This window comes from Klebsiella sp. C360 (genome assembly GCF_048822415.1).
Classification (GTDB): domain Bacteria; phylum Pseudomonadota; class Gammaproteobacteria; order Enterobacterales; family Enterobacteriaceae; genus Klebsiella; species Klebsiella quasipneumoniae.
The window spans coordinates 78657-95031 of record NZ_JBMEZZ010000008.1 but is presented as its reverse complement, the minus strand read 5'-3'; the positions used below and the strand labels follow the sequence as shown (position 1 = coordinate 95031).

Sequence of the window (16375 nt, the reverse complement as noted above, 5' to 3'; positions counted from 1 at the left end):
GTTCCCCCGAGTGGCGGGAAGCCAGCCGGCTTCCCGCGAGATGAGCGATCACAATGACGAACGTTTATACGCGGTGTAGCGCGCTCGCCAAAAGGTTTTATCGATATTCGCCGCCAGCTGCGCCTCGTCAATCTGCGGCGCTACGCCGTCGAGTTGAGCCGCGCGGGCGACCTCTGCGGCAATAGCCCGTGAGATCATCTCGATCTCTTCCACCGGCGGCAGTAAACCGCCGGTTTCGCGGGTCGCCAGAGGCGAGTGGGCGGCCAGCGTTTTACTGCAGGTGATAAGCATTGCTTCGGTGACGCGCTCGGCTTTACTGGCAAGGATCCCCAGCCCCAGACCGGGGAAAATATAGGCGTTGTTGCACTGGGCAATGTCGTAGGTTTTGCCGTCATAGAAGACAGGGTCGAACGGGCTGCCGGTGGCGATGAGCGCGCTACCCCGGGTCCACGCCAGCAGATCCTTCGGCTGGGCCTCGGCTCGGGAGGTGGGGTTAGAGAGCGGCATAATAATCGGACGCGGGCAGTGCCGATGCATCTCTTTCACTATCTCTTCGCTAAACAGCCCCGGCTGGCCTGACACGCCGATCAGCACGGTAGGGTGGACGTTGCGTACGACATCCATCAGCGACAGCTGGGCCGCCTCGGTATCCCAGTGGGCAATACTGGCTCGGGGGGTGACCAGCTCGCGCTGAAAATTGAGCAGATTAGGCATCTCATCAGTCAGCAGACCAAAGCGGTCAACCATAAAGATGCGGCGACGTGCTTCCGTTTCTGAGAGCCCATCATCCACCATCAGCGCAATGATTTTTTCCGCAATGCCGCATCCGGCCGAACCGCCGCCAAGGAAAACCACCCGCTGGTCGCGGAGCGACGTCCCGGCGGCGGCAGCGGCGGCGATCAGGGTTCCCGAGGTCACGGCGGCGGTTCCCTGAATATCATCGTTAAAACAGCACAGCTGGTGTCGATAGCGGTTGAGCAGTCGCGTGGCATTCTTTTGGGCAAAATCTTCAAACTGGAGCAAGACAGTCGGCCAGCGCTGCTGAATGGCATGGACAAACATGTCCATAAACTCCAGGTACTGCTCATCGCTGATGCGCGGATGTCGCCAGCCCATATACAGCGGATCCTCCAGATGCTGCGGATTGTTGGTCCCGACATCTAACATAATGGGCAGCGTTGATGCCGGGTGAATGCCCCCGCAGGCGGTATATAACGAGAGTTTGCCAATGGGGATCCCCATACCGCCGATCCCCTGGTCGCCCAGCCCCAGAATACGCTCGCCATCGGTTACCACGATGACTTTGATATCGTTGCGGGAAAACCCCTGCAGCATCTCGTCAATATGGTGACGGTTGGGCCAGGAGATGAACAGGCCGCGTCCCCGGCGATATATTTCTGAAAAGTGTTCGCACGCTTCACCCACCGTCGGGGTATAAATAATGGGCAGCGTCTCTTTCATATGGCTGCGCAGCAGGTTATAGAATAACGTCTCGTTTGTGTCCTGAATATTTCTGAGATAAATATGGCGCGAAATGCTTTTTTTGAACTGACAAAACTGACCCCATGCGCGCTCGGTTTGTTCCTCAATGGTTTCCACATTGTGCGGTAACAGTCCCTGAAGATTAAACGCTGTGCGTTCGCTTTCCGTAAACGCGAGGCCTTTATTTAATAACGGGTTTTCCAGCAGGACAGCACCGTTATAGGGGGTGTATAAGGTTTCTGTGGCTAACATTACGTGACTCCTGAATATCAAATTAAAACATTGCCTGATGTCTTGGTGTTTTATTTCTGTGATTACGAAATGAGATAAATCATGACGCCTTCGGTGACCACGCCGATGGCGGTGCCCAGCAAAATAGAAGATGAGGCGGGTTCAATATAGGTATCGCTGCGCAGGGCAAACATCCCCGCCGCGATAGCGGAAGGCGTGGCGCCAATGATAATAACCTGTTGCATCAGGGTATGACTGAGCCCAAAGGCCAGCCCGGCCAGCGCCATCATGGCCGGCTGGATCAGGTTTTTAATACTAATGTTGGTGCAGGTTTGAATATTGACCGTCGGACGTTCACCGTAAAACAGCAGCCCAAGGGCGAACAGTGACAGACCGCCGGCGATTTTACCCACCATTTCGACGGGCACGCTGAGCAGAGGCGGCAGCTGGATCCCGGCCAGGCTGAGCAGCACCCCGGAAATGGGGATCCAGACAATGGGATTTCGCACGGCGTTAAGCAGGTTTTGCAGGATCAACTGCCCGGCGTGGAGCTGGGGAGCCTCAGCGTCTCCGGGCTGGTCTCCCATGCGGATCAGGATGATGGTCAGAGGGATCATCAACACGCTGGTCACCAGGTTTCCGATAAGCACCCCGAGAAAGCCCTCCGGACCTATCAGCACCGCCAGCACGGGGGCGCCAAAGTAGGCCATATCGGGGAAGGCGCAAACCAGCGACTGAATCGCGCTGGTTTTAATATCATGACGAAAAACGTAGCGCGAGATCAGTAGCGTAAGAAAATACGACCCCATCAGACCAATAACCAGCACCGCCATAAAGGTGAAGTTTTTTATTTTATCCGGGCTGGTATGTAATGCGCCGATAAAAAGATGAAAAGGAAGGGCAAAGCGGATAACCACCGTGGCAAGAACGGAGGCGTCCTCACGGCGGGTATAGCCGAGTTTGCCGCTAAGCCATCCGAGCAGCATGATAAATACCAACGGGAAAAGAGATTGCAAGAGCAGTGAAGGCATAAAATGTCCTGACATATATTATCGGATTGTTGTGCTGCCAATCTAACGATCCCCTAATATTTAAAAGGTGATAGCCATCACAGTCATCTGGCTTTAAATAATTTCGCCTTGGCTACTTTACTTACAAATAGAGAAAAGAGGATTAAATCATAGCGTTGTATTAACAGAGTTCATTATTTTAGCTGGCGATAACTTTAGCTTCGCGATAATAAATTAAATTACTTAAAATAAACTTTATGGCTCAGTCACAAAGCCGGCAGCGTGAATACGGTTGTCGTTTTTAGTTTTAAAGTCCTGTGCTACCGTTTCGGTGTATTTAGTTGATACGGCGTTTAGTGCTTTTTAGTTCATAGTGCTGCGAGATTTTAATATTGCATCCTGACCCTACGTGACCTCCTTATTATTCAGGTAAAAATATGAAAAATAATTCACTCAACCACCCGATAGATAAAACGTTGCCGAACGGGCAAGCGACACGACTTTTCGCCAATATCGAAGTCGGCGCCGTGCCGTTAACGCTGTTTATAGGTATCGCCGCGATAGTGGCGCTCTCCGCTGGCGCGGGGTTGTTGCCAAAAAACATGATTGGCGGACTGGCGGTCATCATGACCCTCGGGTTCGCACTGGCGAAAATTGGCCGCATGGTGCCGGTGTTAAAAGATATTGGCGGTCCGGCGATTTTGTGTCTGATGACGCCCTCAGTGCTGGTCTACTTTGGCGTATTTGAAGCGCATACGCTCGATACCGTGCATTTGCTGATGAAGGAGGCCAATCTCCTCTATTTCGTCATCGCCTGCCTGGTGGTCGGCAGTATCCTGGGCATGAACCGCACGATCCTGATCCAGGGGATGGTGCGCATGTTTGTCCCGTTGGTGGTCGGAACCGGCGCGGCAATCGTAACCGGCCTGCTGGTGGGCAGCTTATTCGGCTACAGTATGTATCACACCTTCTTCTTTATCATTGTGCCGATTATCGGCGGCGGCATCGGCGAAGGGATCCTGCCGTTGTCGCTGGCTTATTCGGCGATCCTCGGACAGGCGCCAGATGTCTACGTGGCCCAACTGGCGCCGGCGGCGGTGGTGGGTAACATCTTCGCCATTATCTGCGCCGGCTTTCTGGCCCGCATGGGCGCCCGTCGCCCGGCGCTGTCCGGCAACGGGATGCTGATCCGCAGCCATGAAGATAATAGCGTCTTTGCGCAGAATCAGAGTACGCAGCCCACTGATTTTCAGCTCATGGGCGCCGGGTTGCTGATGATTTGCGCCTTTTTCATCATCGGCGGTCTGCTGGAGAAGGTGGTGCATATTCCGGGGCCGGTTCTGATGATTCTGGCGGCGGTATTCTGCAAATATACAAAAGTTATCCCGGCGGCGATGGAGCTGGGGGCGCACAGTTGCTACAAGTTCGTCTCCGCCGCGCTGGTGTGGCCGCTGATGATCGGCCTGGGCATGCTGTATGTACCGCTGGAGAGCGTGGTCTCGGTCTTCTCCGTTGGCTACGTCGTGGTGTGCGGCTCCATTGTCATTGCCATGGCGCTGAGCGGGTTCTTTATCGCTTCACGTCTTAATATGTATCCTGTGGAAGCCGCCATCGTTACCAGCTGCCACAGCGGGCTGGGCGGAACGGGGGATGTCGCCATTCTCTCGGCCTCAAACCGCATGGGATTGATGCCGTTTGCACAGATTGCGACGCGTATCGGTGGGGCGTCGACGGTGATCGCTGCGACGCTATTGCTGAGCTGGATGGTGTAGCCTGCCGGGCGTTGGGCAAAAAAATACCTGCCAGCCGTAGCGCTGGCAGGTAGAGACCGAGGCTTACTCGACGGTGAGGATACGCGTGGTATTGGTGCTGCCGATGGTGCTCATCACGTCACCCTGGGTAACGACCACCAGATCGCCGGAGACCAGGTAGCCTTTGTCCCGCAGCAGATTGACGGCATCGTGCGCAGCGGCCACCCCGTCATTCTGGCTGTCGAAGAACACCGGCGTCACCCCGCGGTAGAGGGCGGTCAGGTTCAGGGTGCGCTCGTGGCGGGACAGGGCGAAAATCGGCAGACCGGAGCTGATGCGCGAGGTCATCAGCGCGGTGCGGCCCGATTCGGTCATGGTGATGATGGCCGTGATGCCTTTCAGATGGTTGGCGGCATACATCGCCGACATGGCAATCGCTTCTTCCACGTTGTCGAACTGGACGTCCAGACGGTGTTTGGAGACGTTGAGGCTCGGGATTTTTTCAGCTCCCAGACAGACGCGCGCCATCGCGGCCACGGTTTCCGACGGGTACTGACCGGCAGCGGTTTCCGCGGAGAGCATCACCGCATCGGTACCATCCAGCACGGCGTTGGCCACGTCCATGACTTCCGCACGGGTCGGCATCGGGTTGGTGATCATCGACTCCATCATCTGGGTGGCGGTGATGACGGAACGGTTCAGCTGACGCGCACGACGAATCAGCGCTTTCTGGATGCCCACCAGCTCCGGATCGCCGATTTCGACGCCGAGGTCACCGCGGGCAACCATCACCACATCGGAGGCGAGGATCACGTCGTCCATGGCGTCCTGGTCGCAGACGGCTTCCGCACGCTCGACTTTGGCGACGATTTTCGCATCGCAACCGGCATCGCGCGCCAGGCGACGGGCGTAGTTCAGGTCTTCGCCGCAGCGCGGGAAGGAGACGGCGAGATAGTCGACGCCGATTTTAGCGGCGGTGACGATATCGGCCTTGTCTTTGTCAGTCAGCGCTTCGGCAGACAGGCCGCCGCCCAGCTTGTTAATCCCTTTGTTGTTGGACAACGGGCCGCCGACGGTCACTTCGGTGAACACTTTCATCCCCTGAACTTCGAGGACCTTCAGCTGCACGCGACCATCGTCGAGCAGCAGGATATCGCCGGGCACGACGTCCGCCGGCAGGCCTTTATAGTCGATTCCGACTTTCTCTTTGTCGCCTTCGCCCTTGCCGAGGTTGGCGTCGAGCAGGAATTTGTCGCCGACGTTGAGGAAAATTTTGCCTTCTTTAAAGGTCGATACGCGAATTTTTGGTCCCTGGAGGTCGCCGAGGATGGCTACGTGACGGCCCAGTTTTGCCGCAATCTCACGCACTTTATCGGCACGGAGCTGATGATCTTCCGGGGTGCCGTGAGAGAAGTTCATACGCACTACGTTTGCGCCCGCGGCGATAACTTTTTCCAGGTTGTTATCGCGGTCAGTTGCCGGGCCTAAGGTAGTAACGATTTTGGTTCTGCGAAGCCTTCTGGACATGTAATACTCCGTTGACTGATACAACTTTGGTGTTGCGTGAACATGGATTCGGTAGCGCCAGCCTGCAACGTCGCACAGCCGGATCGTTATCGAAGGTGTAATGGGGTACTGCTTGTTATCAACTTTTATTGATTATCACTGGGTACGAACGGTTCTTTATCAAAACGCGATTCCTTCAGCGCTTCCTTGACCCTCTTCAAGTTATCTCTGAATTTTGCTCCCCGGCGCAGGGTAAAGCCAGTCGCCAGCACGTCAATGACGGTCAACTGGGCCAGACGCGAGACCATTGGCATATAGATGTCGGTATCTTCCGGCACATCCAGGGTAATGGCCAGCGTGGCTTCCCGGGCCAGCGGCGAGCCGGGGGAGGTGAGGGCGATCACCATGGCATCGTTTTCACGGGCCAGCTGCGCCAGCTCCACCAGGCTCTTGGTCCTTCCGGTATGCGAGATAATCACCACCACATCATCGTCATCGCAATTCATACAGCTCATGCGTTGCAGGACAATGTCGTCGGAATAGATGACCGGCACGTTAAAGCGGAAAAATTTGTTCATCGCGTCATGAGCGACCGCCGCCGAAGAGCCCAGGCCGAAAAAGGCGATTTTTTTGGCCTGAGTCAGGAGATCCACCGCGCGATTCACTGCCGACATGTCGAGAGAATGATGGACCTGATCTAAACTCGCCATGGCCGATTCAAATATTTTTCCCGTGTATGACTCAACGCTGTCGTCTTCATCAACATTGCGGTTAACATAGAGTGTGCCGTGCGCAAGGCTCTGGGCGAGATGCAGTTTGAAATCAGGAAAGCCACGGGTTTCGAGACTGCGGCAAAAGCGATTGACGGTCGGTTCGCTCACCCCGGCCTCAAGGGCGAGGGCGGCGATGCTCGAATGAATAGCCTGCGCGGGGGTGGCAAGGATCACTTCCGCCACTTTGCGTTCAGATTTGCTAAGGTGTTCCAGTCGGGACTGGATTTTTTCCAGCATGTTCATTAGTAACAGGGCGCTCATCAATGGAAACGATTTCATTAATGGGTGAAATCATCGGGCGTTTTAGCAAGAATATACCCCTCCGCAAGCGCAAGCGGTGAGGAATGACGGGAAAAAATGTTGTTTTTTTTCATTACATGATCAGAGTCGTATTTTACTGACCTGAAACAGGTACAAACAACGAACAATATCAGCCAGATGCCCAAATCATCGCCGAATGTTTTCACCCTGTGCGGTTTTCCCGCCGCAAACGGAGGGGAAGGCTTTCGGGAAATACGTAAACACAGTACAGTGCAGTGTAAGAAAATTACAAATATAGCCTGGCAAAAGCACCAGACTATCAACTGAGGAGAATGACATGGCGGTAACGCAAACGGCCCAGGCATGCGACCTGGTCATTTTCGGCGCGAAGGGCGACCTGGCGCGGCGTAAATTGTTGCCTTCCCTGTATCAGCTTGAAAAGGCGGGCCAGATCCACGCCGACACCCGGATCATTGGCGTCGGCCGTGCCGACTGGGATAAAGCGGCTTACACCAAAGTGGTGCGCGAAGCGCTGGAAACCTTCATGAAGGAAAAAATTGATGAAGGTTTGTGGGATTCCCTGAGCGGACGCCTGGAGTTCTGTAATCTTGACGTCAATGACACCAGCGGCTTCACCCGCCTGGGCGACATGCTGGACCAAAAGAATCGCGTCACCATCAACTATTTCGCCATGCCGCCGAGCACCTTTGGCGCCATCTGTAAAGGTCTGGGCGAAGCGAAGCTCAATGCCAAGCCTGCGCGCGTGGTCATGGAAAAACCGCTGGGCACCTCGCTGGAAACCTCGCGGGAAATCAACGATCAGGTCGGCGAGTTTTTTGAAGAGTGCCAGGTCTACCGTATCGACCACTACCTCGGAAAAGAGACGGTGCTCAACCTGCTGGCGCTGCGCTTTGCCAACTCCCTGTTCGTCAATAACTGGGACTGCCGTACCATCGATCATGTGGAAATCACCGTCGCGGAAGAGGTAGGCATTGAAGGGCGCTGGGGGTACTTCGACCAGGCCGGACAGATGCGCGACATGATCCAGAACCACCTGCTGCAGATCCTGTGCATGATTGCCATGTCGCCGCCGTCCGATCTCAGCGCCGACAGCATCCGTGATGAAAAGGTTAAAGTGCTGAAATCCCTGCGCCGTATTGACCGCTCCAACGTGCGCGAGAAAACCGTTCGCGGCCAGTACACCGCCGGCTTTGCCCAGGGCAAAAAAGTGCCAGGCTACCTCGAAGAAGAGGGGGCGAACAAAACCAGCAACACCGAAACCTTCGTGGCGATCCGCGTTGATATCGATAACTGGCGCTGGGCTGGCGTACCGTTCTATCTGCGCACCGGCAAACGTCTGCCGACCAAATGTTCCGAAGTGGTGGTTTATTTCAAAACGCCGGAGCTGAACCTGTTTAAAGAGACCTGGCAGGAGCTGCCGCAGAACAAGCTGACCATTCGTCTGCAGCCGGACGAAGGGGTGGATATCCAGGTCCTGAACAAAGTGCCGGGCCTCGACCACAAGCATAACCTGCAGATCACCAAGCTGGATCTGAGCTACTCCGAAACCTTCAACCAGACGCATCTGGCCGATGCCTATGAACGTCTGCTGCTGGAGACCATGCGCGGTATCCAGGCGCTGTTCGTCCGCCGTGATGAAGTGGAAGAGGCGTGGAAGTGGGTGGACTCCATCACAGAAGCCTGGGCAGCCGACCGCGATGCGCCGAAACCGTATCAGGCCGGGACCTGGGGACCCGTGGCCTCGGTGGCCATGATCACCCGCGATGGTCGCTCGTGGAACGAGTTTGAGTAAGCTCGCGGTCTTATCCGTCAGGGGTATTTTACCGGTAACATGATCTGGCGCAGAAAGTCGCACGCTTTTTAATCTTTTAAGCCCCGTGAGGATTCACCCACGGGGCTTTTTTTATTACACTGCCTGCAGACATTTTGCCCCTGAGCGCTGGTGTTGGTGGCTTCGGGCACCAAAACACGTCATCTCGCAGCGGCCGGACAGATAAAATTTTGAGGAGCCTTTATGAATTCGACAATGTTACGGGTAACAAATCGCATTATCGAACGGTCGCGTGATACCCGCGCGGCTTACCTCGCAAGGATTAACCAGGCCAAAACCGACACCGTGCATCGTGCGCAACTGGCCTGCGGCAATCTGGCTCACGGTTTCGCGGCCTGTCAGGCCGACGACAAAGCCTCCCTGAAAAGCATGTTGCGCAACAACATCGCCATCATCACCTCCTACAACGATATGTTGTCCGCGCATCAGCCCTACGAACACTACCCGGATATCATTCGCAAAGCGCTGCACAGCGCCAATGCGGTCGGCCAGGTGGCCGGCGGCGTGCCGGCGATGTGCGACGGCGTGACCCAGGGACAGGACGGCATGGAGCTCTCTCTCCTGAGTCGCGAAGTGATCGCCATGTCCGCGGCCATCGGCCTGTCGCATAACATGTTCGATGGCGCGCTGTATCTCGGCGTGTGCGATAAAATTGTGCCCGGACTGACCATGGCGGCGCTCTCATTCGGCCACCTGCCGTCGGTCTTTATTCCCTCCGGTCCGATGGCCAGCGGCCTGCCTAATAAAGAGAAGGTTCGCATTCGCCAGCTATACGCTGAGGGCAAAGTTGACCGCATGGCGCTGCTGGAGTCCGAAGCCGCTTCTTACCACGCTCCGGGGACCTGTACGTTCTACGGTACGGCGAACACCAACCAGATGGTGGTGGAGTTTATGGGCATGCAGTTGCCGGGATCGTCCTTCGTCCATCCGGATGCCCCGCTGCGGGAAGCGCTGACCGCTGCCGCCGCGCGCCAGGTCACCCGCATGACCGGCAATGGCAACGAGTGGATGCCGTTGGGCAAAATGTTTGACGAAAAAGTGGTGGTCAACGGCATTGTGGCGCTGCTGGCGACCGGCGGTTCCACCAACCACACCATGCACCTGGTGGCGATGGCCCGCGCGGCGGGCATCATCATTAACTGGGATGATTTCTCCGACCTGTCAGACGTGGTGCCGCTGCTGGCGCGCCTCTACCCCAACGGCCCGGCGGATATCAACCATTTCCAGGCGGCGGGCGGCGTTCCGGTTCTGGTGCGCGAGCTGCTGAAAGGCGGCCTGCTGCATGAGGACGTTCACACCGTCGCCGGCTTCGGCCTGTCGCGCTACACCCTCGAGCCGTGGCTCAACAACGGCGAGCTGGACTGGCGGGAAGGCGCGACGGCGCCACTTGACGATCAGGTCATCGCGACTTTCGAGAAACCGTTCTCCCGTCACGGCGGCACCAAGGTGCTGAGCGGTAACCTCGGCCGTGCGGTCATGAAAACCTCGGCAGTCCCGGTAGAGAACCAGGTGATTGAAGCGCCGGCGGTGGTGTTCGAGAGCCAGCACGACGTGTTGCCGGCCTTTGAAGCGGGTCTGCTGGACAAAGACTGCGTGGTGGTGGTCCGTCATCAGGGGCCAAAAGCGAACGGGATGCCAGAATTACATAAACTTATGCCGCCACTTGGTGTATTATTGGACCGCCGTTTCAAAATAGCGCTGGTGACCGATGGCCGACTCTCTGGCGCCTCCGGTAAAGTCCCGTCAGCCATCCATGTCACGCCTGAAGCCTATGATGGTGGGTTGCTGGCGAAAGTGCGCGATGGCGATCTTATTCGCGTGAACGGGCAGACGGGGGAACTGACGCTGCTGGTGGACGATGCCGAACTGGCGGCGCGTCAGCCGCATATCCCTGACCTCAGCGCGTCGCGCGTAGGAACCGGTCGGGAGATGTTTGGGGCGCTGCGTGAGAAGCTCTCTGGCGCGGAGCAGGGCGCAACCTGCATCACTTTTTAAGACGATTTAATTTCTAGATCTGGCGAGAGAAAATCCTGATGAAAAACTGGAAAACAACAGCAGAAGCAATCCTCACCTCCGGTCCGGTTGTCCCGGTTATCGTAGTGAAAAAGCTGGAACACGCGGTACCGATGGCGAAAGCGCTGGTCGCGGGCGGCGTGCGCGTCCTGGAAGTGACTCTGCGCACCGAGTGCGCCCTGGAGGCGATCCGCGCGATTGCTAAAGAAGTGCCAGACGCGATTGTCGGCGCGGGCACCGTCACCAACGTCGAGCAGCTGAAAGCGGTAACAGAAGCCGGCGCGCAGTTCGCTATCAGCCCGGGGCTGACCGAATCTCTGCTGAAAGCGGCGACCGAAGACGGCACTATTCCGCTGATCCCGGGGATCAGCACCGTCTCCGAGCTGATGCTGGGCATGCAGTACGGTCTGAAAGAGTTTAAATTCTTCCCGGCGGAAGCCAACGGCGGCGTGAAAGCGCTGCAGGCGATTGCTGGTCCGTTCGGTCACATTCGTTTCTGCCCGACCGGCGGTATCTCCCCGGCCAACTACCGTGATTACCTGGCGCTGAACAGCGTGCTGTGCATCGGTGGATCCTGGCTGGTGCCGGCCGACGCCCTGGAAGCTGGCGACTACGATCGCATCACCACCCTGGCGCGTGAAGCGGTGGAAGGCGCGAAGTAAACCGCGCCTCAAGGTCAACAACCCGGTCAGCGGCAACGCGACCGGGTTTTTTGTTTTTACCCTTCGACGATAACCGCCGCGGCGGCGGTTTTAGCCCGCGCTACGGCCTCTTCCACTGAATCGGCGACGGCGAGGGTCACCCCCAGACGACGGGTGCCGTCAATCTCCGGCTTGCCGAACAGACGCAGCTGCAGGCCAGCTCCGACGGCCGACTGCAGCTGGCCGAAGCTGACGTTCTGGCTGGTCAGCTGCGGAAGGATCACCGCGGAAGCGGCTGGGCCATACTGGCGGATGGCGCCGACGGGCAGCCCAAGAAAGGCGCGAACGTGCAGGGCGAATTCCGAGAGATCCTGCGAAATAAGCGTCACCATTCCGGTGTCGTGCGGGCGCGGGGAGACTTCGCTGAAGATCACCTCGTCGCCGCAAACGAACAGCTCCACGCCGAACAGGCCATGCCCCCCCAGCGCCAGCACCACCTTACGGGCGATATCCTGAGCGCGCTCAAGGGCCAGGTCGCTCATCTGCTGCGGCTGCCAGGATTCACGATAATCGCCATCTTCCTGACGATGGCCGACCGGGGCGCAGAAATGCACGCCATCGACGGCGCTGACGGTGAGCAGGGTGATTTCAAAGTCGAAATTCACCACCCCTTCGACGATCACCCGCCCGGCGCCGGCGCGGCCGCCCTGCTGGGCGTAGCGCCAGGCTTCGCTGAGCTGGTCAGCCGAGCGGATAAAGCTCTGTCCTTTACCGGAGGAGCTCATCACCGGTTTGACGATGCACGGCAAGCCGATCTCCGCGACCGCCGCGCGGAAGGCGTCTTCACTGTCGGCGAAACGGTAGCTGGAGGTGGGGAGCTGCAGCTCTTCTGCCGCCAGACGGCGAATGCCTTCGCGGTTCATGGTGAGCTTCGCTGCCCGCGCCGTGGGGACCACTTTCTGCCCGGCCTGCTCCAGTTCGACCAGGGTATCGGTGGCGATAGCTTCGATCTCCGGCACGATGTAATCAGGTTTTTCCTGTTCGATCAGCGCGCGCAGGCTCTCGCCGTGCAGCATATTGATGACGTGGGCGCGGTGGGCGACCTGCATCGCCGGGGCATCGGGGTAGCGGTCGACGGCGATAGTTTCAATGCCCAGACGCTGACATTCAATGGCGACTTCTTTACCCAGCTCGCCGGAGCCTAACAGCATAACTTTGGTGGCTGCCGGGCGCAGCGCGGTGCCTAATACAGTCATAACTCTCTTCCGCAGTAAAAAAAGATGCGGTCGATTATAAACGAAAACGTTTGCGTCTGTCTTTACGCGCGTGAGTTGAGTCCGGAAGGGAAATTTGTTATACTGTATAAAAATACAGTATCAAGAGGCTGCAGAATGGCGGTTGAAATTAAATATGTGGTGATCCGCGAAGGTGAGGAAAAAATGTCTTTTGCCAGCAAAAAAGAGGCCGACGCTTACGACAAAATGCTCGATCTGGCAGAGGTGCTGAATGACTGGCTGGTAGCATCGCCGCTGGAAATGGACGATGCCCAGCGCGATACCATGGCGATGTGGCTGGCGGAGCGTAAAGAGGCGCTGCAGCATATCCTGCGCGCCGGCAAACTGCCGGAGCAGGATGCGACTGCGCACGATGCGCCCGCGCCGTCAACGGACGCAGAGGCTACCCCGGCGGAAGATGCCGCCGCGCCGGCTGCCAAAACGCGGAAAGCCAAAGCGGCCTGATGGCTGGCGGTCAGCCACTGGCGGGCAGGCAGGCTGGCGGGTTGGCGGGCTGGCGGGCTGGCGGGCTGGCGGGCTGGCGGGCTGGCGGGTTGGTCGGTTGGTCGGTTGGTCGGTTGGTCGGTTGGTCGGTTGGTCGGTTGGTCGGCTGGTCGGTTGGTCGGCTGAACCCGGTACCGCCGCCGCGCGCACCTTTGCGCATCTTTAGCCATATCTAACATTTCCTGACATCGCGTCGTTTAGGCTGATAACAGTGTTTGTCACCTGAGAGGAAAACCATGGCTAACTGGCTAAATCAACTGCAGTCGCTGCTCGGACAGCAGGGCGCGTCGCCGTCCGGCGAATCGCCAAAAGGGAGCGCCCTGCTGCCCGGCGCCATCGGCGGGCTGGCAGGGCTGTTGGTGGCCAGCAAATCGTCACGCAAGCTGCTGGCGAAATATGGCGCCAGCGCGCTGCTGGCTGGCGGTGGGGCAGTAGCAGGTACTGTGTTGTGGAACAAGTATCAGCAGAAAATGCGCGCTCAGAACACGCCCGCCCCGACACCAGAGACGGCTGCGGCGCCGGCGGATGTCGATCCGCGCAGCGTGCGGCTGATCACCGCCCTGGTGTTTGCCGCCAAAAGCGATGGGCATATCGACGATCACGAGCGGGCGAGGATTGAAGCCCAGCTTCGGGAAGCCAATATTGACGTTCAGGCGCGGGTGCTGATTGACCAGGCGCTGGCTCAGCCGCTGGATCCGCAGCGTCTCGCCGAGGGCATCGTTGACCCGCAGGAGGCGCTGGAGATCTACTACGTCAGCTGCGCGGTGATCGATATCGACCACTTTATGGAGCGCAGCTATCTCAACGCCCTGGGTGAGGCCCTGGCGTTGCCAAAAGATGTCCGGGCCGACATCGAACAGGATATCCAGTCACAAAAACAGGCGCTAAGCGTTTAAATTATCACGTTTCGCTTGCATCGCCCGCGTCTTTTGCCACCCTTATAGACACGTCATCATTCAGGCGCCACCCTGCGGCCTGAATGCTCTTGTGTCACGAAAAAGCAGCAGAAGAATAACATGCCACCTAAAGCCAAACGGATCCCTCACGCCATGACCTTGCATGGCGATACACGCATCGATAACTATTACTGGCTGCGCGACGATGAACGCGCGCGGCCTGATGTGCTGGAATATCTGCACGCGGAAAACGCCTACGGCAAGCAAGTGATGGATTCGCAGCTCAGCCTGCAGGAGCGTCTGCTGAAAGAGATTATCGACCGCATTCCGCAGCGGGAAGTCTCGGCCCCCTACAGCAAAAACGGCTTTCGCTATCGTCAGGTGTACGAGCCGGGCTGCGAATACGCTATCTACCAGCGCCAGTCGGTGCTGAAAGAGGAGTGGGACGAGTGGGAGATCCTGCTTGATGCCAACCAGCGGGCGGCGAAAAGCGAGTTTTACACCCTGGGCGGGCTGGGCATTGCGCCCAACAACCAGCTGATGGCGGTGGCGGAAGATTATCTTTCCCGCCGCCAGTACGGCCTGCGCTTTTGCGATCTCAGCAACGGCGAGTGGTATCCGGAGACCCTGGAAAATGTCACCTCCGGCTTTGCCTGGAGCAACGATTCACGCTTTGTGTGGTATGTGCGTAAACATCCCACCACACTGCTTCCTTATCAGGTCTGGCGCCACACCGTCGGGACGCCGGCGCAGAGCGACGCGCTGGTCTATGAGGAAAAAGATGAGACCTTCTACGTCAGCGTGCATAAAACCACATCCCAGCAGTTCGTGGTGATCTATCTCTCCAGCGCCACCACCAGCGAAGTGCTGCTGCTCAACGCCGAACTGCCAGACGCCGAACCGGTCTGCTTCCTGCCGCGGCGTAAAGATCATGAATATAGCCTCGATCACTATCAGCACGCTTTTTATCTGCGATCCAACCGGGAGGGGAAGAATTTTGGCCTCTACCGTACCGTGCTGCGCGATGAAGAGCAGTGGACCACGCTGATCCCGCCGCGTCACGACGTAATGCTCGAAGGATTTACCCTGTTTACCGACTGGCTGGTCGTCGAGGAGCGTCAGCGCGGCCTGACCAGTTTGCGGCAGATTAACCGCAGGACCCGGGAGGTGGTAGGGATCGCCTTTGACGATCCGGCCTATGTCACCTGGCTTGCCTATAACCCGGAGCCTGAAACGTCGCGCCTGCGCTACGGCTACTCCTCGATGACCACGCCCGACACCCTGTTTGAGTTGGACATGGATACCGGCGAACGACGGGTGATCAAGCAGCAGGAGGTGAAGGGGCTGGACACCCGCTGCTATCAGAGCGAGCACCTGTGGGTAACCGCCCGTGATGGCGTCGAAGTGCCGGTCTCGCTGGTCTATCATCGCGACCATTTTCGTAAAGGGAGCAATCCGCTGCTGGTCTATGGCTATGGCTCGTATGGCGACAGTATCGATGCCGATTTCAGCGCCAGCCGGCTGAGCCTGCTCAACCGGGGATTTGTCTACGCTATCGCCCACGTCCGCGGCGGCGGCGAGCTGGGCCAGCAGTGGTATGAGGACGGTAAATTCCTGTGTAAGAAAAATACCTTCAACGACTATCTGGACGTCTGCGACGCGCTGCTGGCCCAGGGGTACGGCGACCCGCAGCTCTGCTATGGCATGGGCGGCAGCGCCGGCGGAATGCTGATGGGAGTGGCCGTTAACGAGCGTCCAGAGCTGTTCCACGGCGTAATAGCTCAGGTGCCGTTCGTCGACGTGGTGACCACCATGCTGGATGAGACCATTCCGCTGACGACCGGCGAATTTGAAGAGTGGGGGAACCCGCAGGATGAAACCTATTACCACTACATGAAAAGCTACAGCCCCTACGACGGCGTGAAGGCGCAGGCGTATCCGCATATGCTGGTGACCACCGGGCTGCACGATTCCCAGGTGCAATACTGGGAGCCGGCGAAGTGGGTGGCGAAACTGCGTGAACTGAAAACCGACGATAACCTGCTGCTGCTCTGCACCGATATGGACTCCGGCCATGGCGGAAAATCCGGGCGCTTTAAAAGCTATGAGGGAGTGGCGCTGGAGTACGCCTTTTTCATCGCCCTGGCGCAGGGGACACTGCCGGGGAAAGCGGCAGTGTAG

The 16375-nt window shown here is 57.7% G+C and carries 14 protein-coding genes; 8 read left to right on the top strand and 6 right to left on the bottom strand.

Features of this window, described 5'->3' with window-relative positions; genetic code table 11:
• Positions 1-48: 48 nt before the first annotated feature.
• On the bottom strand, positions 49-1734 hold the full coding sequence (locus ACOI7D_RS20010; protein WP_064154394.1) for an NAD-dependent malic enzyme: 1686 nt from the start codon (positions 1732-1734) through the stop codon (positions 49-51).
• A 62-nt stretch (positions 1735-1796) separates the two neighbouring features.
• On the bottom strand, positions 1797-2744 hold the full coding sequence (locus tag ACOI7D_RS20005) for an AEC family transporter (protein WP_049013981.1): 948 nt from the start codon (positions 2742-2744) through the stop codon (positions 1797-1799).
• A 416-nt stretch (positions 2745-3160) separates the two neighbouring features.
• On the opposite strand from ACOI7D_RS20005, the gene ACOI7D_RS20000 reads away from it, so the two are divergent.
• Positions 3161-4495, top strand: a complete 1335-nt coding sequence (locus tag ACOI7D_RS20000) for a 2-hydroxycarboxylate transporter family protein (protein WP_049013980.1) — start codon at positions 3161-3163, stop codon at positions 4493-4495.
• A 63-nt stretch (positions 4496-4558) separates the two neighbouring features.
• Here the strand turns inward: ACOI7D_RS20000 and pyk are convergent, their stop codons facing one another.
• Both pyk and ACOI7D_RS19990 read right to left on the bottom strand, forming a co-directional pair.
• Positions 4559-6001 carry a pyruvate kinase gene (gene pyk, locus ACOI7D_RS19995; RefSeq protein ID WP_002911440.1) on the bottom strand — a complete coding sequence of 481 codons (1443 nt, stop codon included), beginning with the start codon at positions 5999-6001 and terminating at the stop codon, positions 4559-4561.
• A 125-nt stretch (positions 6002-6126) separates the two neighbouring features.
• On the bottom strand, positions 6127-7032 hold the full coding sequence (locus ACOI7D_RS19990) for a MurR/RpiR family transcriptional regulator (protein ID WP_072096624.1): 906 nt from the start codon (positions 7030-7032) through the stop codon (positions 6127-6129).
• Positions 7033-7191: 159 nt separating this feature from the next.
• Here ACOI7D_RS19990 and ACOI7D_RS19985 point away from each other — a divergent pair, with 159 nt between their 5' ends.
• From ACOI7D_RS19985 to ACOI7D_RS19970, 4 genes are all read left to right on the top strand, one after another.
• On the top strand, positions 7192-7341 hold the full coding sequence (locus ACOI7D_RS19985; RefSeq protein WP_032453387.1) for a hypothetical protein: 150 nt from the start codon (positions 7192-7194) through the stop codon (positions 7339-7341).
• A gap of 10 nt (positions 7342-7351) precedes the next feature.
• Positions 7352-8827 carry a glucose-6-phosphate dehydrogenase gene (zwf, locus tag ACOI7D_RS19980; protein WP_004203394.1) on the top strand — a complete coding sequence of 492 codons (1476 nt, stop codon included), beginning with the start codon at positions 7352-7354 and terminating at the stop codon, positions 8825-8827.
• 222 nt (positions 8828-9049) lie between these two features.
• Entirely contained in the window at positions 9050-10861 is a 1812-nt protein-coding gene (gene edd, locus ACOI7D_RS19975) for a phosphogluconate dehydratase (RefSeq protein WP_023290242.1), read from the top strand.
• Positions 10862-10899: 38 nt separating this feature from the next.
• Positions 10900-11541, top strand: coding sequence for a bifunctional 4-hydroxy-2-oxoglutarate aldolase/2-dehydro-3-deoxy-phosphogluconate aldolase (locus tag ACOI7D_RS19970; protein WP_002911423.1), 642 nt, complete (start codon positions 10900-10902; stop codon positions 11539-11541).
• A 56-nt stretch (positions 11542-11597) separates the two neighbouring features.
• On the opposite strand, the gene purT is transcribed toward ACOI7D_RS19970, so the two are convergent.
• On the bottom strand, positions 11598-12776 hold the full coding sequence (gene purT / locus ACOI7D_RS19965; protein WP_032453377.1) for a formate-dependent phosphoribosylglycinamide formyltransferase: 1179 nt from the start codon (positions 12774-12776) through the stop codon (positions 11598-11600).
• A gap of 135 nt (positions 12777-12911) precedes the next feature.
• Between purT and ACOI7D_RS19960 the strand changes: the two genes are divergently transcribed.
• On the top strand, positions 12912-13259 hold the full coding sequence (locus ACOI7D_RS19960) for a YebG family protein (protein ID WP_023290240.1): 348 nt from the start codon (positions 12912-12914) through the stop codon (positions 13257-13259).
• A 10-nt stretch (positions 13260-13269) separates the two neighbouring features.
• Here ACOI7D_RS19960 and ACOI7D_RS19955 read toward each other — a convergent pair whose 3' ends face one another.
• Positions 13270-13458: a PT domain-containing protein gene (locus ACOI7D_RS19955; RefSeq protein WP_244341697.1), complete on the bottom strand. Its 189-nt coding sequence runs from the start codon at positions 13456-13458 to the stop codon at positions 13270-13272.
• 76 nt (positions 13459-13534) lie between these two features.
• Here ACOI7D_RS19955 and ACOI7D_RS19950 point away from each other — a divergent pair, with 76 nt between their 5' ends.
• Together ACOI7D_RS19950 and ptrB are read left to right on the top strand one after the other, a co-directional pair.
• Positions 13535-14194 (top strand): tellurite resistance TerB family protein, encoded by a 660-nt coding sequence (locus ACOI7D_RS19950; protein WP_109547164.1) that lies wholly within the window; start codon positions 13535-13537, stop codon positions 14192-14194.
• 120 nt (positions 14195-14314) lie between these two features.
• The gene (gene ptrB / locus ACOI7D_RS19945) at positions 14315-16375 is read left to right on the top strand and encodes an oligopeptidase B (protein ID WP_032428920.1); all 2061 of its coding nucleotides are present in this window, start codon (positions 14315-14317) and stop codon (positions 16373-16375) included.